The sequence below is a fragment of the Mycobacterium sp. 5-140-3-2 genome (genome assembly GCF_035666375.1).
Lineage (GTDB): Bacteria > Actinomycetota > Actinomycetes > Mycobacteriales > Mycobacteriaceae > Mycobacterium > Mycobacterium intracellulare.
On the sequence record NZ_CP142025.1, the window covers coordinates 2,502,400 to 2,522,637 of the forward strand.

7 protein-coding genes and 1 pseudogene are annotated in these 20,238 nt (G+C 70.4%); 6 read left to right on the top strand and 2 right to left on the bottom strand.

What is annotated here, in order from left to right; genetic code table 11:
• Positions 1-26 precede the first annotated feature (26 nt).
• On the top strand, positions 27-407 hold the full coding sequence (locus tag P6281_RS11785; protein WP_008256371.1) for a PPOX class F420-dependent oxidoreductase: 381 nt from the start codon (positions 27-29) through the stop codon (positions 405-407).
• A gap of 3 nt (positions 408-410) precedes the next feature.
• Here the strand turns inward: P6281_RS11785 and P6281_RS11790 are convergent, their stop codons facing one another.
• Positions 411-1,118: a dienelactone hydrolase family protein gene (locus tag P6281_RS11790; RefSeq protein WP_008256373.1), complete on the bottom strand. Its 708-nt coding sequence runs from the start codon at positions 1,116-1,118 to the stop codon at positions 411-413.
• 73 nt (positions 1,119-1,191) lie between these two features.
• Between P6281_RS11790 and P6281_RS11795 the strand changes: the two genes are divergently transcribed.
• The 3 genes and pseudogenes from P6281_RS11795 (at position 1,192) to lnt (ending at position 6,452) form a co-directional block, all read left to right on the top strand.
• Positions 1,192-1,713, top strand: coding sequence for an FxsA family protein (locus P6281_RS11795; protein ID WP_008256375.1), 522 nt, complete (start codon positions 1,192-1,194; stop codon positions 1,711-1,713).
• 354 nt (positions 1,714-2,067) lie between these two features.
• A complete protein-coding gene (locus tag P6281_RS11800; protein ID WP_085976846.1) occupies positions 2,068-3,600 on the top strand; it encodes an amidohydrolase in 1,533 nt (510 codons plus the stop codon).
• Positions 3,593-6,452, top strand: a pseudogene (lnt, locus tag P6281_RS11805) (apolipoprotein N-acyltransferase). Before P6281_RS11800 ends, lnt begins: the two are co-directional and overlap by 8 nt.
• Positions 6,453-6,461: 9 nt before the next feature.
• Here the strand turns inward: lnt and P6281_RS11810 are convergent.
• On the bottom strand, positions 6,462-6,797 hold the full coding sequence (locus tag P6281_RS11810; protein ID WP_007770897.1) for an RNA polymerase-binding protein RbpA: 336 nt from the start codon (positions 6,795-6,797) through the stop codon (positions 6,462-6,464).
• Between the two features lie 172 nt (positions 6,798-6,969).
• Between P6281_RS11810 and P6281_RS11815 the strand changes: the two genes are divergently transcribed.
• Complete coding sequence (locus tag P6281_RS11815) at positions 6,970-7,320, top strand: hypothetical protein (RefSeq protein ID WP_324738899.1); 351 nt, start codon at positions 6,970-6,972, stop codon at positions 7,318-7,320.
• A gap of 361 nt (positions 7,321-7,681) precedes the next feature.
• On the top strand, positions 7,682-20,224 hold the full coding sequence (locus P6281_RS11820) for a type I polyketide synthase (protein ID WP_324738900.1): 12,543 nt from the start codon (positions 7,682-7,684) through the stop codon (positions 20,222-20,224).
• Positions 20,225-20,238 lie beyond the last annotated feature (14 nt).

Sequence of the window (20,238 nt, forward strand, 5' to 3'; positions counted from 1 at the left end):
ATTGCCACGAGCGGTAGGTTGGCACCGTGACACCGACGTTCGCCGATCTCGCCAAGGCGCAATACATCCTGTTGACCACGTTCACCAAGGACGGCAGGCCCAAGCCGACGCCGATCTGGGCCGCCGCCGATCAAGGCCGGCTCCTGGTCATCACCCAGGAACAGTCGTGGAAGGTCAAGCGCATCCGCAACACCCCGCGTGTCACGCTGGCCACCTGCACGATGAACGGCCGCCCCACCAGTGAGGCCGTCGAGGGGACCGCCGTCATCCTCGACAAGTCGCACACCGCCGCGGTCTACGACGCGATCGGCAAGCGCTACGGCATCGTGGGCAAGGTGTTCAACTTCTTCAGCAAGTTGCGCGGCGGCATGGAAAACAATGTGGGGCTCGAGCTGAAAGTGGCGTGAACGCTAGGCCGTCGCGCCGGCCGCCAGGTGTTCGCCGAAGAACGCGAACACGCGGCGCCAGGCGTCCTCGGTGGCGTCCTCGTTGTAGCCGAAGCCGGTGATACGAAGCAGACCCTGGGCGGGAAGTTCGTTGGCGAAGCTGTGCCCGGCGCCGGGGTAGACCTTCACATCGGCGGTGATGTTCTTGTCGGCGATCGTCTTGCGCAGCTTCTCGGGCGCGCCCCGTCCCAATGGGTCACGACCGCCCAAGCTGGCCACGATCGGGCACGCCCCATCGAGCGTCTTGTCGAGGTTGCGGGGCAGGGGAGTGCTGTAGAAGGGCGCGGCGGCACCAAAACCCTTGGGCGACATGACAAGTGCGAACTGGCCGCCCATGCAGAAACCGGCGATGCCCACCTGACCGGAACATTCCGGCATGGCTTTCAGGTGATCGCGCGCGGCCAGGATGTCGGTGAGGGCCCGGCCGCGCTGCGTCTGCAATTCCTTCATGACCCGCGAGATGCAACGGATCCGGCCACCGCGGGCATACATGTTCGGGGTGAGAGCCAGATATCCCGCCCGGGCGATGCGGTCGTTGGCCGACTGCTTGTCCCGGCCGTAACCGAACGCATCGTGGATCACCACCACGCCCGGCCACGGGCCCTGTCCCGACGGCGTGCTCAATAACGCATCGATCGGTCCGTCGGGGGTATCGATCTGAATCGTCGTCATAGCGTCATCTAACTGCAATCGCGAGGACGAGCACCACGGGAACTCCAACGCGGTCCGCGGACGTTGGCCTGACATGGTGTCGCGGCTGTTGCTCGTCTATGCCGTCGTCGAACTGGCGGTGATCTTCGCGCTGGTGTCGACGATCGGATGGGGTTGGACCCTGCTGATGCTGTTGGCGACGTTCCTGCTCGGGTGGGGCATCGTCGCTCCGATGGCAGGGTCCCACCTCATCCGTCGAATCGGGAGACTGCGCTCCGGGCCGGCCGGCTCACGCGACGCGGCCGGCGACGGCGCGGTGGTCAGTTTGGCCGCGCTGCTCGTCCTCATGCCCGGGCTAGTCAGCACGGCGCTGGGCCTGTTGCTGCTCATTCCGCCGGTGCGGTCGGCCGCCGGCCCCGGGCTGGGCGCCATGGCGGTGCGCACGCTGCGGCGCCGGGTGCCCGGAATCAGTTACGCCACCACCTTCCGCGCCGATCCCTATCCGGCCGGTCCTTACCCGGATGACGTCCGCGGCCAGGGCGACTACATCGACGGCGAGGTCATCGACGTCAAGGACGTCGAACCGGTGCGAACCCAGCGCTTCGACGGGCGCTGAGCCGGCGGGGCCGACCACAGTTGCCTTTGCACGTAGCTTTGGGCTGTGGCTGATGGTCCCCTTCCTCCTCAGGCCGTTTCACGGCCTGCATCGTCACGGCACGTGACCGATGGTCCCCTTCCTCCTCAGGCCGTTTCACGGCCTGCATCGTCACGGCACGTGACCGATGGTCCCCTTCCTCCTCAGGCCGTTTCGCGGCCTGCATCGTCACGGCACGTGACCGATGGTCCCCTTCCTCCTCAGGCCGTTTCGCGGCCTGCATCGTCAGGGCACGTGACCGATGGTCTCAATAGCCCGGTGACTCTGCTCGTCAACGGCCGGGTGCACAGCCCCTCGCACCCCGACGCGACCGCGATGGCGGTCCGCGGCGGCGTCATCGCCTGGCTGGGCAGCGACGAGGTGGGGCGCAGCATGTTTCCCGATGCCGACGTCGAAGACGTCGACGGCGGTTTCGTGGCGCCGGGATTCGTCGACAGCCACATTCACCTGACTGCGACCGGCCTGACACTGAGCGGGCTGGACCTGCGCCGGGCCGGCTCGCGCGCGCAATGCATTCAGATGGTCGCCGACTACGCCGCCGCCCACCCCGGCCAACCGGTATGGGGGCACGGGTGGGATGAAACCTCGTGGCCGGACAACACCCCGCCCGGCACCAGCGACCTCGACGCCGTTCTCGGCGACCGACCCGCCTACCTGGCACGCGTGGACGTGCACTCCGCGGCGGCCTCGACGGGCCTGCGACGCCTCGTCGCGGAACTTCCTTCGGCGCCCGGCTTCAGTGAGCAGCGGCCCCTTGCCGGCGACGCGCACCATCTGGTGCGCGCCGCCGCCCGCGCCCTGCTGACCCCCGAGCAGCTCGCCGATGCCCGCGCCGCGGCGCTCGAGGCCGCCGCGGCGGCTGGCATCGTCGCGGTGCACGAGTGCGCCGGTCCCCAGATCGGCGGGATCGACGACTGGTTGCAGCTGCGGTCTCTCGAGCACGGTGTCGAGGTGATCGGCTACTGGGGCGAGGCGGTGCGCACCCCGGCGCAGGCCCGCGAGCTGATGGCCGCGACCGGGGCGCGCGGCCTGGCCGGTGACCTGTTCGTCGACGGCGCGATCGGGTCGCGCACCGCCTGGTTGCACGAGCCCTACGCCGACGCGCCGGACCGCGCGGGCACCTGCTATCTGGACGCCGACGCCGTGGAGGCCCACGTGCGGGCGTGCACCGAGGCCGAGATCACCGCCGGGTTCCACGTCATCGGGGACGCCGCCGTCGCCACCGTCGTGGACGCCTTCGAGCGGGTCGCCGCGGACCTCGGGCCGGTCGCCGTCGCGCGTTGCGGGCACCGCCTCGAGCACGTCGAGATGATCGACGCCGAGCAGGCCACCAAACTGGGTCACTGGGGCGTCGTCGCCAGCGTGCAGCCCAATTTCGACGCCCTTTGGGGCGGCGCCGACGGCATGTACGCGCGCCGGCTCGGCGCCGAGCGGGGCAGTCGGCTCAACCCGTTTGCGCTGTTAGCATCCCAAGGCGTGCCCCTCGCGCTAGGTTCCGACGCCCCGGTGACGGCTTTCGACCCGTGGATGAGCGTGCGCGCGGCCGTCAACCATCGCACCGCGGGCAGCGCCGTCTCGGCGCGGGCCGCGTTTGCTGCGGCCACCCGCGGTGGCTGGCGCGGGGCCGGTGACCGCGACGGCAAGGCGGGCACCCTGACGCCGGGTGCGCCGGCGTCGTACGCCATCTGGGATGCCGGGGCGCTGGAGGTGCACGCCCCGCGCGACACCGTGCAGCGGTGGTCGACCGACCCGCGGTCCCGCGTGCCCGCGTTGCCGCGCCTGGGCCCGGACGACGCCCTGCCGCGGTGCCGGCGAACCGTGCATCGGGGCGCTGTCATCCATGGCTAGGCACTGGTCGGGCGGTGAGGAGCCCCCGGACCAAGACGAACCGGACCAAACCGCCGCCGCCGACCCGGTGGAGGAACGGCCCGACCCGATCAGCGACGACGCCGAATCCGAGCGCGACGACGAGCCCGCCGACGCGCACCCGAAACGGCCCCGCGAGCGCGCGCGGCTGACCGACCGACTGGGGACCGTGGCCCGCCGGGCGGCGACCGGGCTGGTGACCGCGGTGATCGCGAGGCTGCCCGCCGCCCAGGCCGCACTGCTGCCCCGGCTGACCCGGCTGATCTGCGCCGTGGTGGGCGGCCTGCTGCTGTGCGCCAGCTTCCCGACTCTGAACTGGTGGTGGGCTGCCGTGATTGCCGCGGCGCTGCTGGCGTGGGTGCTGACCGATCCCGCGACGACGCCGGCGGGCGGGCTGGGCTACGCGTTCCTGTTCGGCCTGGCCTTCTACCTGCCGCTGTTGCCGTGGGTCGGGCTCCTGGTCGGTTCCGTGCCGTGGGTCGCCCTGTCGGCCGTGTCGGCGCTGTTTCCCGCCGCCTTCGGTCTGTGCGCCGTCGTCGTGCGCCGGCTGCCCGCCTGGCCCATCTGGTTCGCGCTGCTGTGGGCCGCACAGGAATGGCTGAAGTCGGTCTTCCCGTTCGGCGGCTTCCCCTGGGGCTCCGTGGCGTTCGGCCAGACGCACGGACCGTTCCTGCCGCTGGTTCAGCTCGGCGGCGTCGCGCTGCTGTCCATGGCCATCATGCTGGTGGGTTTCAGCGCGACCGCCATCGCGCGGGAGATCGTGAAGTGGTGGCGCGCGGGCCACCCGGTGCGCGGCGCGGCCGAGGGAGCGGAAACCGAGCCGCCGCCGCCCGCGGTGGTGCTGCCCGGCGTCTGCATCTGCCTGGTGCTGTTCGCGTCGGCCATGGTCTGGCCGCAGGTGCGGCACGCCGGCACCGGCTCGGGAGGCGAGCCGTCCGTGACCGTCGCCGCGGTGCAAGGCAATGTGCCGCGGCTGGGTTTCGAGTTCAACGAGCAGCGACGGGCGGTGCTGGACAACCATGTCCGCGAGACGCTGGCGCTGGCCGACGACGTGCGCGCCGGGGCCGCGCCGCAACCGCAATTCGTGATCTGGCCGGAGGACTCATCCGACATCGACCCGCTGGTGAACCCGGACGCCGCGCTGGAGATATCGCAGGCCGCGGCCGCGATCGGCGCCCCGATCCTGATCGGCAGCGTGCTCGAAGTCCCCGGACGCCCCCCGGAGGATCCGCACTACACGAACACGATGATCGTGTGGAACCCGGCCACCGGCCCGGCCGAACGCCACGACAAGGAAATCGTCCAGCCGTTCGGCGAGTACCTGCCGATGCCCTGGCTGTTCAAGCATCTGTCCGGGTACGCCGGCCGCGCCGGGAGCATGGTGCCCCGGCCGGGCAGTGACGTCGTGCACATGGCGGGGGTCCCCGTCGGGGTCGCGACGTGCTGGGAAGTGATCTTCGACCGCGTCCCGCGGCACGCGGTCCTGGGCGGCGCCCAGCTGCTGACGGTGCCGGCCAACAACGCCACCTTCAACAAGACGATGAGCGAACAGCAGCTGGCGTTCGCCAAGGTCAGGGCCGTCGAACACGACCGATACGTGGTGGTCGCGGGCACGACGGGGATCAGCGCCGTGATCGCCCCCGACGGCGGCGAGTTGGCGCGTACCGACTTCTTCCAGCCCGCCTACCTGGACATGCCGGTGCGCCTCAAGACCAAGTTGACGCCGGCAACCCGCTGGGCGCCGCTGTTGCAGTGGATCATGGCGGCAGCGGCCGGGGCGGTCATTTTGGCAGGGATACGGCACAATGGATGGTTCCCGCGTCCGAGTCGTCTCAGGACCAGGTCCTCGGGTCGATCGGCACGTCCTTCCAAAACGGCCGGTGCGACCCCGGGCACATCCCCGCCCGACGAGCACGACTCAGACACCGCGCCCGACGAGGGCGGGGATCGCACGCCGGCAGACAACGGCGGGTGACGACACTCCGTCCCACCCGGGGACGGCCGACTTGCTTTCAATTCGGGCGACACAGAGGAGCTACATGACCACCGGCCAGCCGGCGCCCCACGCCCCGGGCAATCGTCCCAGCCAGCGCGTCTTGGTGATCATCCCGACCTACAACGAGCTGGAGAACCTGCCGGTGATCCACCGGCGGCTCAAGGACGCGTGCCCGCACGTGCACCTGCTCATCGTGGACGACAGCAGCCCCGACGGCACCGGCCAGCTGGCCGAGGAACTGGCCGCGGCCGACGCCGGTCGCACGCACGTCATGCACCGCACCGCCAAGGACGGCCTGGGCGCGGCGTACCTGGCGGGCTTCGCCTGGGGACTGAGCCGTGACTACTCGGTGCTCGTCGAAATGGATGCCGACGGCAGCCACGCCCCCGAACAGCTGCACCGCCTGCTGGACGCGGTCGACGGCGGCGCCGATCTGGCCATCGGCTCGCGCTACGTCGACGGCGGGACGGTGCGCAACTGGCCCTGGCGGCGGTGGGCGCTGTCCTGGACCGCCAACACCTACGCGCGGCTGGCGCTGGGCATCGGGGTGCACGACATCACCGCCGGCTACCGCGCCTACCGGCGCGAGGTCCTCGAGGCGATCGACCTCGACGGCGTCGACTCCAAGGGCTACTGCTTCCAGATCGACCTGACGTGGCGGACCATCTGCAACGGGTTCACCATCGTCGAGGCGCCCATCACGTTCACCGAACGCGAGCTCGGCGTGTCCAAGATGAGCGGATCCAACATCCGCGAAGCCCTGGTCAAAGTGACCCGATGGGGCATTCAGGGCCGCCGGTCGGGCGCGCGGGCCACCAGGGCGGACAACCGCAGCTAAACCGCGCGGTCAGCCCCGTCGACGGGTCTTGATGATCTCGAGGCGCTCCTTGAGCAGCTCTTCGAGTTCTTCGACCGAGCGGCGCTCCAGCAGCATGTCCCAGTGCGTGCGCGGCGGCTTCACCTTCTTGGGCTCGGGCAGGTCGCCCTCGATCAGGGTGCCTTCCAGCCCGTTGCGGCACAGCCAGGTGCCGGGGATTTCGGCGTCGTCGGCGAAGGGGACCTCGAACTCCTCGCCGTTCTCGGTGCGGTACTTCGCGAGCTGGCGCGGCGCCAGGTCATGGTTGCGGTCGGTCTCGTAGCTCACGGCTCCGAGGCGACTGCCTCTCAGTACGCGATCAGCCATGGGTGCTACTCCTTTAAGTCGTTTCGGAGCCCTGCGGCCCCCTGTGGTGCAATTCTCTCTCGATTAGCAACGCTGTGGCGATCTGCGCAGTTCCCGGCGTACAGCCGGCGTACGCGACGCGACCTTCAATGATACCGGGATCGCAGGAGATCCCCGACTAAAGTCGGCAGGCGTGAGTCGCCGTACCCACCCGCAGCCCTGCCGCTGGTGCGGTCGAGACGTCGCCGACGTGGGGATGGGCCGCCGCCGCCAGTACTGCCGGCAGTCGTGCCGGCAGCGGGCCTACGAGCAACGTGCCGCGTTGAACCGGCACGGCGCTGCGGCGGTGCCCGACGACGCGGTGGTGCTGTCGGCCGACGACGCGGCCGACCTCTCCGACCGCGTCTACCAGGTGCGGTGCGCCGCAGAGGATGTCGCCACCGCCCTCGAGGAAGGCGCCGAGGCCACCGAACTGCGCCAGTTGTGCGACGCGCTGATCCACGCGGCCCGCGCCGCCGACGGCTGGCGCCGAGCGGGTGTCTGACACTGCGCCTGACCACCGACTATGGCTAGACGGGTACAGTCTCGCCATGGACCACGGGCCACGTCTGCAGCGGGCCGTGGTCCATCGAGTTCACCGGGCTGGGCGCGGCGCACCTCGCCTGAGCGGGCGCCGCACCTGTCCAAGCCGGTCCTCCTGTAGCAATCGGGAGCAGCGGACGTTTTGAAATCCAGTCGGAGTTGGCCATACTCACCAGCAACATTCTTGGGTCGGAAAGCTGCACGACGCTGGTCGAACGAAACACGGCGTCGCCTCGTGCAGCGAATCCCGTGAATCGGCGACAACCGCAGCCGGCGGGACAAGACGGCCAGACATTAGGTGAGGGTTAGGGCGAGGTTTAGTGATGGTGGACCAACTCCAGCATGCGACCGAGGCGCTGCGGAAAGCGCTGGTCCAGGTTGAACGCCTGAAGCGCACCAATCGCGCGCTACTGGAGCGGTCAAGCGAGCCGATCGCGATCGTCGGCATGTCCTGCCGCTTTCCCGGCGGCGTCGACAGCCCCGAGTCGCTCTGGCAAATGGTGGCCGACGGCCGCGACGTGATCTCGGAGTTTCCCGCCGACCGAGGATGGGACCTCGGGGCGCTGTACGACCCCGATCCCGACGCCCGCCACAAGTGCTATGTGAACGCCGGCGGTTTCGTCGACGGTGTCGCGGATTTCGATCCGGCCTTCTTCGGCATCGCGCCCAGTGAAGCCCTGGCGATGGATCCCCAGCACCGGATGTTGCTGGAGCTGTCCTGGGAAGCGTTGGAGCGGGCCGGGATTGACCCCAGTGGCCTGCGTGGCAGCGCCACCGGGGTGTTCGCGGGGCTCATCGTGCAGGGCTACGGCATGCTCGCCGAGGAGATCGAGGGTTACCGGCTGACCGGCATGACCTCGAGTGTGGCCTCGGGGCGGGTGTCGTATGTGCTGGGGCTGGAGGGTCCGGCGGTGTCGGTGGACACGGCGTGCTCGTCGTCGTTGGTGGCCTTGCACATGGCGGTGCAGTCGCTGCGTTCGGGGGAGTGCGATCTGGCGCTGGCCGGCGGCGCGACCGTCAACGCCACGCCGACGGTCTTTGTCGAATTCAGCCGGCACCGGGGACTGGCACCCGACGGGCGATGCAAGGCGTACGCCGGCGCGGCCGACGGCGTCGGCTGGTCTGAGGGCGGGGCGATCCTGGTCGTCGAGCGGCTGTCGGATGCGCAGCGGTTGGGGCATCCGGTGTTGGCGGTGGTGCGGGGTTCGGCGGTCAATCAGGATGGTGCCTCCAATGGGTTGACTGCGCCCAATGGTCCCTCGCAGCAGCGGGTGGTGCGTGCGGCGCTGGCCAACGCGGGCCTGGCCGCGTCGGAGATCGACGTCGTGGAAGGGCACGGCACCGGGACCACGCTGGGTGATCCGATCGAGGCGCAGGCGTTGTTGGCCACGTACGGGCAGGATCGGGGTACTAGCGGGCCGTTGTGGCTGGGGTCGATCAAGTCGAACATGGGTCACACGCAGGCCGCCGCGGGTGTGGCGGGTGTGATCAAGATGGTGCAGGCCATGCGCCATGAAACGCTGCCCGCGACACTGCATGTCGATGAGCCCAGCCCGCATGTCGACTGGTCGGCGGGTGCGGTGTCGTTGCTGACCGAGGCCCAGCCCTGGGGTGCGGATCGTCCGCGGCGGGCGGGGGTGTCGTCGTTTGGCATCAGCGGCACCAACGCCCACGTGATCATCGAGGCCGCCCCCGCCGAAACCGTTGAGGTCACCGAGCGCCCCACGGTGCCCACGGTGCCCGTGGTGCCGTGGGCGTTGTCGGCGAAGTCGGCCAGGGCGCTGGCGGCCCAGGCGGCGCGGCTGGCCGAATACCTGCGTGCCCACCACGAATTGGACGTCGCGGACGTGGGATGGACGCTGGCCGGTCGCGCGACGTTCGAGCATCGCGCCGTCGTGGTGGCCGCCGATCGGGACCGGTTGCTGGCCGGGCTGGACGAGCTGGCCAACGATGACCCGACCGGGTCCGTCCTGCGGGGCATCGCGACGCCGGCGGGCAAGACCGTGTTCGTCTTCCCCGGACAGGGCTCCCAATGGCTGGGCATGGGCATCGAACTGCTCGATACCGCACCTGTATTCGCACAACAGATCCAGGCGTGCGAAGAGGCGTTCGCCGAATTCGTCGACTGGTCGCTGATCGACGTGCTGCGCGGGGCACCCGGCGCACCCGGAATGGATCGCGTCGACGTGGTGCAGCCGGTGCTCTTCGCGGTGATGGTGTCGCTGGCCGAGCTGTGGAAATCGGTCGGGGTGAGCCCGGACGCGGTGATCGGCCACTCGCAAGGGGAAATCGCCGCGGCCTACGTCGCGGGAGCCTTGTCGTTGCGCGACGCAGCCCGGGTGGTCACGCTGCGCAGCAAGCTGCTGCGCTCGCTGGCCGGCCCCGGGGGCATGCTGTCGATCGCCTGCAGCACCGAGCGGGCCCGGGAGTTGTTGGCGCCCTATGGTAGTCGGGTCAGCATCGCCGCCGTCAACGGCCGGTCGGCGGTCGTGGTGTCGGGCGACGTGGCCGCGCTCGACGAACTCGTCGGGTTCTGCGCCGACCTCGAACTGCGGACCCGGCGCATCGACGTGGACTACGCCTCGCACTCGGTGGAGGTCGAGACGATCCGCGACGACCTCGCCCAGGCGCTGTCCGGCATCGAGCCGCGTTCCTCGCGCATCGCGTTCTTTTCCACCGTGACCGGAAACCGCCTGGACACAGCGGGTTTGGACGCCGACTACTGGTACCGCAACATCCGGCAGACCGTGCAGTTCGACCAGGCCGTGCGGAGCGCGAGCGAGCACGGATACCGGACGTTCATCGAATCCAGCCCGCACCCGGCCCTGGTCGCGGGCATCGAGGACACCGCCAACCACCATGCCGGCCGCGACGCCGAGGCCTCCGAAGCCAAGGTCATTCCGACCCTGGGCCGCGACGACGGCGGGCTCGACCGATTCCTGACGTCCGCTGCCACCGCGTTCGTCGCGGGAGTGAGCGTGGGTTGGCGTGGTGTGCTGGACGGGGCCGGCTTCGTCGAGCTGCCCACGTATGCCTTTGACCGCCGGCGGTTTTGGCTGTCCGGCGAAGGAGCCGCGGCCGACGCCACCGGCCTGGGCCTGGGAGCCAGCGAGCACCCGCTGCTGAGCGCAGTGGTCGAACTGCCGTCCTCGGGCGGGGTCGTGCTGACGGGCCGCCTTTCGCCCAGCCTGCAGGGCTGGCTGACCGACCACGCCGTGTCCGGTGCGGTCGTGTTCCCCGGGGCCGGCTTTGTGGAATTGGCGATCCGCGCCGGCGACGAAGTCGGGTGTTCGACGGTCGACGAACTGACCCTGCAGGCGCCATTGATGTTGCCCGCCAAGGGCTCCGGAGCGGGATCGGTGGCCGTACAGGTCGTGGTGGGCCCGGCCACGGAAACCGGTCAGCGCGTCGTGTCGATCTTCTCGCGGCCGGACACCGGCTCGGGCTGGGTATGCCACGCCGAGGGCACACTGAGCACCGGCTCGGTCGAGCCGGGCGCGGACCTGTCGGCCTGGCCGCCGGCGGGCGCCGTCGCGGTCGACCCGGCCGACGGTTACGAGCAATTGGCCGCCCGCGGTTACGGTTACGGCCCGGCGTTCCAGGGCCTGACCGCGGCCTGGGTGCGCGGCGACGAGATCTTCGCCGAGGTGCGGCTGCCCGACGCCGCCGGGAGCGTCAATGGGTTCGGCGTGCACCCGGCGCTGCTCGACGCGGCCATGCACGCGCTGGTCATCGGCCACCAAATGGCCGACCACACCGACGAAGTGGTGTTGCCGTTCTCCTGGCAGGGCGTGTCGCTGCACGCCGCGGGCGCATCGGCGGTGCGCGCACGCATCGCGCCGGCGGGCGCCAGTGCGGTGTCGATCGAACTGGCCGACGGCCTCGGATTGCCGGTGCTGTCGGTGCGCGCGATGGTGGCGCGCTCGATGAGCGAGCGGCAGCTGCGCGCGGCGGTGTCGGCCTCGGGTCCCGACCGGCTCTTCGAGCTGGAGTGGTCGCCGGCGACCGCCGGCGCGGGCGAGACGCCCCCGCACGAAGTCTTCGAATCCCTTGCGGCCGAGGAAGACCCGGTCACGGGATCGTATCGTCGCACGCATGAGGCCCTGGCCGCCGTGCGGTCGTGGCTGTCCGAGCACGACTCCGGGGTGCTGGTCGTCGCGACGCGCGGCGCGATGGGACTGGCGGGGGAGGACGTCTCCGACCTGGCCGGCGCGGCGGTGTGGGGGCTGGTCCGGTCGGCGCAGACCGAGCATCCCGGCCGGATCGTGCTGGTGGATTCCGATGTCGCGCTGGACGATAGCGCGATAGCGACCGCTCTCGCCGTCGGCGAGCCGCAGGTGCTGCTGCGCGACGGCAAGGCCCACACCGCACGGGTGCGGGGCAGCCGTGCGGTCGACGGCATCATGACACCCCCGGAAAGCGGCCCCTGGCGGCTGGGCATCAGCAGCGCGGGCACCTTCGAAAACCTGCAACTCGAGCCGGTTCCCAACGCCGACGCTCCGCTGGAGCCGGGTCAGGTTCGGGTGGCCCTGCGCGCGATCGCCACCAACTTCCGCGACGTCATGATCACCCTGGGCATGTTCACCCACGAGGCGCTGCTCGGCGGCGAAGGCGCCGGAGTCGTGGTCGAGGTCGGACCGGGAGTCACCGAATTCGAGGTCGGCGATTCGGTGTACGGCTTCTTCCCCGACGGCAGCGGCACCCTGGTGCCCGGCGACGTCCGTCTGCTGCAGCGCAAGCCGGCCGACTGGTCCTACGCCGAAGCCGCCGGCATCTCAGCGGTTTTCACCACCGCCTACATGGCGTTCATCCACCTGGCCGAGGTCCAGCCCGGGCAGCGAGTGTTGGTGCACGCCGCCGCGGGTGGGGTCGGGATGGCCGCCGTCCAGCTCGCCCGGCACCTCGGCCTGGAGGTGTTCGCCACCGCGAGCCGCGGCAAATGGGACACGTTGCGGGCCATGGGCTTCGACGACGACCACATCTCGGACTCCCGCAGCCTCGAGTTCGAGGACAAGTTCCGCTCGGTCACCGGCGGGGCCGGCATGGACGTGGTGCTGGACTCGCTGGCCGGCGAATTCGTCGACGCCTCCCTGCGCCTGGTCGCCCCCGGCGGCATGTTCCTGGAAATGGGCAAGACCGACATCCGCGACCCGGGCGCGGTGGCCCAGGAATACCCGGGCGTCCGCTACCGCGCCTTCGACCTGTTCGAGCCCGGACGTCCCCGCATGCATCAGTGGATGATCGAGCTCGCCGGCCTGTTCGACGCCGGGGTCCTGAAACCGTTGCCGGTGACCACCTTTGACGTGCGGCGCGGTCGCGCGGCCTTGCGGTATCTGAGCCAGGCCCGCCACATCGGCAAGGTCGTCATGACTGTGCCTACCGGACCGGGTGCCGGCCTGGCCTCGGGCACCGTGCTGATCACCGGCGGGACCGGCATGGCGGGATCGACGCTGGCGCGTCACCTGGTGGCGCACCACGGCGTCGAGGACCTGGCGCTGCTGAGCCGGCGCGGACCGGACGCGCCGGGAGCCGCCGAGCTGATCGCCGAGCTGGAAGCGGCCGGCGCCCGGGCGCGAGTGATCGCCTGCGACGCGGCCGACCGGACGGCGCTGGCCGCGGTGATCACCGAACTCTCGGCGACTCGGCCCCTGTCCGGCGTGATCCACGCGGCCGGCGTGCTCGACGACGCGATGCTCACCTCGCTGACACCCGAGCGGATCGACGCGGTGCTGCGGGCCAAGATCGACGCGGCCTGGAATTTGCACGAACTGACCCGCGACCTGAATCTGTCGGCGTTCGTGATGTTTTCCTCGATGGCCGGGCTGGTGGGCTCGTCGGGCCAGGGCAACTACGGCGCCGCGAACTCGTTCCTCGACGCGCTGGCGGCGCATCGGCGCGCGCACCGGCTGCCGGCGATCTCGCTGGGCTGGGGCCTGTGGGACCAGGCCAGCGCCATGACCGGCGGGCTCGACGCCGCCGACCTCGCCCGGCTGGGCCGCGACGGGATCCTGGCGCTGTCCTCGGACGAGGCCATGGAACTGTTCGACACGGCATTGATCGTCGACGAACCCTTCCTGGCGCCCGCCCGCATCGATCTCGGCGCGCTGCGCGCCCACGCGGTCGCGGTGCCGCCGATGTTCACCGACCTGGTCAACGCGCCCACGCGGCGCCGGGTCGACGACTCGCTCGCGGCCGCGAAGTCCAAATCGGCTCTGGCGCATCGCCTCGACGGCCTGTCCGAGGCCGAGCAGCACGCCGTGCTGCTGGACCTGGTGCGCTCCCACATCGCCACCGTGCTGGGCAACACCTCCGCCGAGGCGATCGACCCGGACAAGGCGTTCCAGGAGTTGGGCTTCGACTCGCTGACCGCGGTCGAAATGCGCAACCGGCTCAAAACCGCGACGGGATTGGCGCTTTCGCCCACGCTGATATTCGACTACCCGACACCCAACGGCCTGGCCGGCTACATCCGCACCGAACTCGCCGGGGCCCCGCAGGAGATCAAGCACGCCCCGGTCGCGCGCGCCACCGAGGACGATCCGATCGTGATCGTCGGCATGGCGTGCCGCTATCCCGGCGGGGTGAATTCGCCCGAGGATCTGTGGCAGATGCTCACCGAGCGCCGCGACGTCCTCTCCGATTTCCCGACCGATCGCGGTTGGGATCTGGCCGGCGTGTACAACCCGGATCCCGACGTCCCGGGCACCTGCTACACCCGGACCGGCGGTTTCGTCGATGGTGTCGCGGATTTCGATCCGGCCTTCTTCGGCATCGCGCCGAGTGAGGCCCTGGCGATGGATCCGCAGCAACGCATGTTCCTCGAGCTGTCCTGGGAAGCCTTGGAGCGGGCGGGAATTGAACCCGGCGCGCTGCGTGGCAGCGCCACCGGCATGTTCGCCGGCGTGTACACGCAGGGCTACGGCATCGACGCCGCGCCCACCGCGGAGGGCTTCCGGCTGACCGGTCAGTCCTCGAGTGTGGCCTCGGGGCGGGTGTCGTATGTGCTGGGGCTGGAGGGTCCGGCGGTGTCGGTGGACACGGCGTGCTCGTCGTCGTTGGTGGCGTTGCATATGGCGGTGCAGTCGCTGCGTTCGGGGGAGTGCGATCTGGCGCTGGCCGGCGGCGTCACGGTCAACGCGACGCCCGACATCTTCGTCGAGTTCAGCCGCATGCGCGGGTTGTCCGTCGACGGCCGGTGCAAGGCGTACGCCGGCGCGGCCGACGGCACCGGATTCTCCGAGGGCGGCGGCATGCTCGTGGTGGAGCGGTTGTCGGATGCGCAGCGGTTGGGTCATCCGGTGTTGGCGGTGGTGCGGGGTTCGGCGGTCAATCAGGATGGTGCCTCCAATGGGTTGACTGCGCCCAATGGTCCCTCGCAGCAGCGGGTGGTGCGTGCGGCGCTGGCCAACGCGGGCCTGGCCGCGTCGGAGGTCGACGTCGTGGAAGGGCACGGCACTGGGACCACGCTGGGTGATCCGATCGAGGCGCAGGCGTTGTTGGCCACGTACGGGCAGGACCGTGGTTCGGGCGGGCCGTTGTGGCTGGGGTCGATCAAGTCGAATATGGGTCACACGCAGGCCGCGGCGGGTGTGGCGGGTGTGATCAAGATGGTGCAGGCCATGCGCCATGAAACGCTGCCCGCGACACTGCATGTCGATGAGCCCAGCCCGCATGTCGACTGGTCGGCGGGTGCGGTGTCGTTGCTGACCGAGGCCCAGCCGTGGGGTGCGGATCGTCCGCGGCGGGCGGGGGTGTCGTCGTTTGGCATCAGCGGCACCAACGCCCACGTGATCATCGAGGCCGCCCCCGCCGAAACCGTTGAGGTCACCGAGCGCCCCGAGGTGCCGGTCCTCCCGTGGGTGGTGTCGGCGAAATCGCCGTCGGCGTTGAGGTCTCAGGCTGCCCGGCTGGCGACCCATCTGCGCGCCCACCCGGATCTGGACGCCGTCGATGTGGGCTGGACGCTGGCGGGCCGGTCGACCTTCGAACAGCGGGCCGTCATCGTCGCCGACGACCGTGACCGCCTGCTGGCCGGGCTGGACGAGCTGGCCGCAGACGAACTGGCCCAATCAATCATTCGCGGGACGGCGGCGCCCGGCGGCAAGACCGTGTTCGTCTTCCCCGGTCAGGGCTCCCAACTACTCGGCATGGGTAGGGGATTGCACGACGCGTACCCGATGTTCGCCGAGGCCTTCGACGCCGTCCTGGCCGAACTGGACCAGCACCTGCTGCGCCCCCTGCGCGACGTCATCTGGGGCAGCGACGAAAGCCTGCTGAACACCACCGAATTCGCGCAGCCGGCGCTGTTCGCGGTGGAAGTCGCGCTGTTCCGGCTGCTCGAATCCTGGGGCATACACCCCGACTTCGTGATGGGCCATTCGATCGGCGAGCTGTCCGCCGCCCACGCCGCCGGCGTCCTGTCGCTGAAGAACGCCGCCGTCCTCGTCGCCGCCCGCGGCCGATTCATGCAGGCGCTGCCTTCGGGCGGGGCGATGGTCGCCGTGCAGGCCACCGAAGACGAGGTGCGGCCGCTGCTCGTGCCCTCCGAACAAGACAGCGTGGGCATCGCTGCCGTCAACGGGCCTGCCTCCGTGGTGATTTCGGGAACGCAAGGCGCGGTGACCGCGATCGCCGACCAGCTCCGCGCCGAGGGCCGCCGCGTCCATCAACTCGCCGTCTCGCACGCGTTCCACTCCCCGTTGATGGACGCCATGATCGACGAATTCGGCACCGTGGCGGCGGGACTGACCATCGGCAAGCCGACCATCCCGATCGTGTCCAACGTGACCGGCGGGCTGGCCACCGATGACTTCGGAACCGCGGCGTACTGGAAGCGGCACGTCCGCGAGGCGGTGCGATTCGCCGACAGCGTCCGATTCGTCCATGCGGCCGGCGGCAACCGATTCCTCGAAGTCGGCCCGAGCAGCGGTCTGACGGCGTCGATCGAGGAAACGCTGGCCGACAACCCGGTGACGACGATGTCCGCGCTCCGCAAGGACCGGCCGGAGCCGACGGCCCTGGTCAACGCCGTCGCGCACGGGTTCGTCGCCGGCATGGCGGTGGACTGGCGCGGCGCCATCGGCACGGCGAATCTCGTCGAACTGCCCACGTATGCCTTTGACCGGCGGCGCTTTTGGCTCTCGCGCGACGATGCCCCCGCCGATGCCGCGGGCCTGGGCCTGGCCCCCGGCGAACACGCCCTGCTGGGCGCGGTGGTCGAACTGCCGGCGTCGGGTGGGGTGGTGTTGACCGGTCGGTTGTCGCCGGGTACGCAAGGCTGGCTGACCGATCATGCCGTCGGCGGTGTCGTGCTGTTCCCGGGTGCGGGATTCGTCGAGTTGGCCATCCGCGCCGGCGACGAGGTGGGCTGCGGAATCCTCGACGAGTTGAATCTGGCCGCGCCGCTGGTGCTCCCGGCCGGTGGCTCGGTCGCGGTTCAGGTCGTGGTCGGTGGCCCGGACGACTCGGGCGCGCGCGCGGTGTCCGTGTTCTCACGCGCCGAAGCGGGCTCGGGCTGGTCGTTGCACGCCGAAGGCGTGCTGCGCGCGGGGTCGGTGGAGCCGGGCGCGGACCTGTCCGCGTGGCCGCCCGCGGGTGCGGTCCCGGTGGAGGTCGGCGACGGGTACGAGCAACTGGCCGAGCGTGGTTACGGGTACGGGCCCGCGTTCCGTGGCCTGACCTCGATGTGGCGCCGTGGCGACGAAATCTTCGCCGAAGTGACCCTGCCGTCCGACGCCGGGGTGTCGGTGAGCGGGTTCGGGGTCCACCCGGTGCTGCTGGACGCGGCGCTGCACGCGGTCATCTTGTCGTCCGAGAGCGACGAGCTCGCCCCGGGTTCGATACTGGTGCCGTTCTCCTGGCAGCAGGTGTCGTTGCACGCCGCGGGGGCGGCGGCGGTGCGCGCCCGGATCATGCCCGTGGGCGCCTCGGCGGTATCGATCGAACTGGCCGATGGGCTCGGACTGCCGGTGCTCTCGGTGGCATCGATGGTGGCCCGTCCGGTGACCGATCAGCAGCTCCTGGCCGCGGTGTCTAACTCGGGACCGGACCGGCTCTTCGAGCTGATTTGGTCCGCTCAGCCGACATCGACGGTGCAGCCGGTGTCGGTAAGCGCTTGGGGTGCACCGGAATCCGCGGAATCCGACAACGGCGAGGCCGGACTATCCGTGGTGCTGTTCGAATCGGAGCCGGTGTCGGGCGACGTGATCACCGAGGTGTACGCGGCGACGCGAGCGGTGCTGCCGGTGCTGCAGTCCTGGTTGTCCCGCGACGTCACGGGGACGCTGGTGGTGGCGACCCGGGGCGCGATGACGTTGCCCGGGGAGGACGTCACCGATTTGGCCGGCGCGGCGGTGTGGGGCCTGGTGCGGTCGGCGCAGACCGAACACCCCGGCCGCATCGTGCTCGTCGACACGGACGCGCCGCTGGATCCCGACGCGATCGCCGCCGTGTTGGCGGTCGGCGAGCCGCAGGCGTTGCGGCGCAACGGGATGGTCTACACCGCGCGGGTGCTCGGCAGCCGCGCGGTCGGCGGCCTGCTGACGCCGCCCGAGCAGGGCCCGTGGCGGTTGGGCATGAGCAGCTACGGCACGATCGAGAATCTGCGGATAGAGCGGATTCCCGACGCCGACGCGCCGCTGGGACCCGGGCAGGTGCGGGTGGCGCTGTCGGCCATCGCCGCTAACTTCCGTGACGTCATGATCGCGTTGGGCCTCTATCCCGACCCGGACGCGATCATGGGCATCGAGGCAGCCGGCGTGATCACCGAAACCGCCTCGCAGGACGGGCGTTTCGAGGTCGGCGACCGCGTCATGGGGCTGTTCCCTGACGGCACCGGAACGATCGCCAAAACCGACGAGCGCCTGCTTGTCAAGGTGCCGGCGGGATGGTCACACACCGCCGCGGCGACTGCTTCGGTGGTGTTCGCCACGGCGCGCTACGCCCTGGTGGATCTGGCCGCCGCGAAGCCCGGTCAGCGGGTGCTGGTGCACGCCGCCGCCGGCGGGGTAGGAATGGCCGCGGTCCAGCTGGCCCGCCAGATCGGGCTGGAAGTGTTCGCGACGGCAAGCCGTGGCAAGTGGGACACGCTGCGGGCCATGGGGTTCGACGACGACCACATCGGCGATTCGCGCAGCCTTGAGTTCGAGGACAAGTTCCGCGCGGTCACCGGCAGGACCGGCACGGCCGGGATGGATATCGTGCTCGACTCGCTGTCCGGCGAATTCGTGGACGCCTCCTTGCGGCTGGTCGCGCCGGGCGGGGTGTTCCTGGAGATGGGCAAGACCGACATCCGCGACCCCGAGGTCGTCGCGCGCGACCACTCCGGGGTGCGTTACCGCGCCTTCGATCTCTTCGAAGCCGGACCGGACCGCATCGCCCAGATGCTCGACGAGCTGGCCGCCATGTTCGCCGAAGACGTGCTGAGGCCGCTGCCGGTGACCCGATTCGACGTGCGCCGTGCGCCCGCCGCGCTGCGCTATCTGAGCCAGGCCCGCCACGTCGGCAAGGTCGTCATGACCATGCCGGACGCGTGGACGGCGGGCACCGTGTTGATCACCGGCGCCACCGGGATGGCCGGTTCGGCGGTCGCGCGGCGCGTCGTGACCCGCCACGGCGCGCGGAACGTGGTGTTGGTCAGCCGGCGCGGTCTTGATGCGCCGGGGGCGGCGGAGCTGGTGGCCGAGCTGAGGGCGGCCGGCGCGCACGCGGAGGCGGTGGCCTGCGATGCCGCCGACCGCGAGGCCTTGGCCAAGGTGATCGCCGACATCCCGATGCAACGCCCGCTGACGGGGGTGATCCATGCCGCCGGCGTCTTGGACGACGCGGTGGTGACGTCGCTGAATCCCGAGCGGATGGCCGCGGTGCTGCGTTCCAAGGTCGATGCGGCATGGAACTTGCACGAGTTGACCCGCGACCTGGATGTGTCGGCCTTCGTGATGTTTTCGTCGATCGCCGGCCTGGCGGGCGCCTCGGGACAGGCCAACTACGCCGCCGGCAACTCGTTCCTGGACGGGTTGGCCGCGCATCGACGCGCCCACGGCCTGCCGGCGATCTCGCTGGGCTGGGGGCTGTGGGATCAGGCCAGCGCCATGACCGGTGGGCTGGGCGCCGCCGACCTCGCCCGGTTCGGCCGGGACGGGATCGTCGCGATGTCCTCGGAGCAGGCGCTGGAGCTGATGGACACCGCGCTCATCGTCGACGAGCCGTTCATGCTGCCCGCCCACATCGACCTCGCGGCGCTGCGGGTCAAGTTCGACTCGGGCACGCTGCCGCCCATGTTCGTCGATCTGATCAACGCGCCGACGCGACGCCAGGTCGACGACTCGCTGGCCGCCGCCAAGTCGAAATCCGCTCTGCTGCAACGCCTCGAGGGGCTCCCCGAGGACGAGCAGCAGGCGATACTGCTGGACTTGGTGCGTTCGCACATCGCCACCGTGCTCGGCAGCTCCAGCCCGGAGGCGATCCACCCGGACCGGGCGTTCCAGGAGCTTGGCTTCGACTCCCTGACCGCAGTCGAGATGCGCAACCGGCTCAAAGCCGCGACCGGGCTGGCGCTTTCACCCACGCTCATCTTCGACTATCCGAACTCCGCGGCGCTGGCGGGCTACATGCACCGAGAACTCGTGGGGGCGTCGGAACAAACCCCGGGGGGCGCGGCGCCGGGCGAAGCCGAGATCCAGCGCGTCGTCGGGTCGATTCCGGTCAAGCGGCTCCGACAGGCCGGCGTGTTGGAACTGCTGCTGGCGCTGGCCGACGAATCCAACGGCAACGCGCAGTCCGCGGCGCCGGCGACCACCGAAAAGGACATCGCCGACATGGACCTCGACGACCTGGTCAACGCGGCGCTGCTGGACGACGACGACTAGCCACCTATGACCAC

What these genes read in the sequence shown, in the direction of transcription:
- P6281_RS11790 (WP_008256373.1), bottom strand. Translation starts at nt 1,118, where the DNA reads ATGACGACGATTCAGATCGATACCCCCGACGGACCGATCGATGCGTTA.
- P6281_RS11820 (WP_324738900.1), top strand. Translation starts at nt 7,682, where the DNA reads ATGGTGGACCAACTCCAGCATGCGACCGAGGCGCTGCGGAAAGCGCTG.
- P6281_RS11810 (WP_007770897.1), bottom strand. Translation starts at nt 6,797, where the DNA reads ATGGCTGATCGCGTACTGAGAGGCAGTCGCCTCGGAGCCGTGAGCTAC.
- P6281_RS11800 (WP_085976846.1), top strand. Translation starts at nt 2,068, where the DNA reads ATGGCGGTCCGCGGCGGCGTCATCGCCTGGCTGGGCAGCGACGAGGTG.
- P6281_RS11795 (WP_008256375.1), top strand. Translation starts at nt 1,192, where the DNA reads ATGGTGTCGCGGCTGTTGCTCGTCTATGCCGTCGTCGAACTGGCGGTG.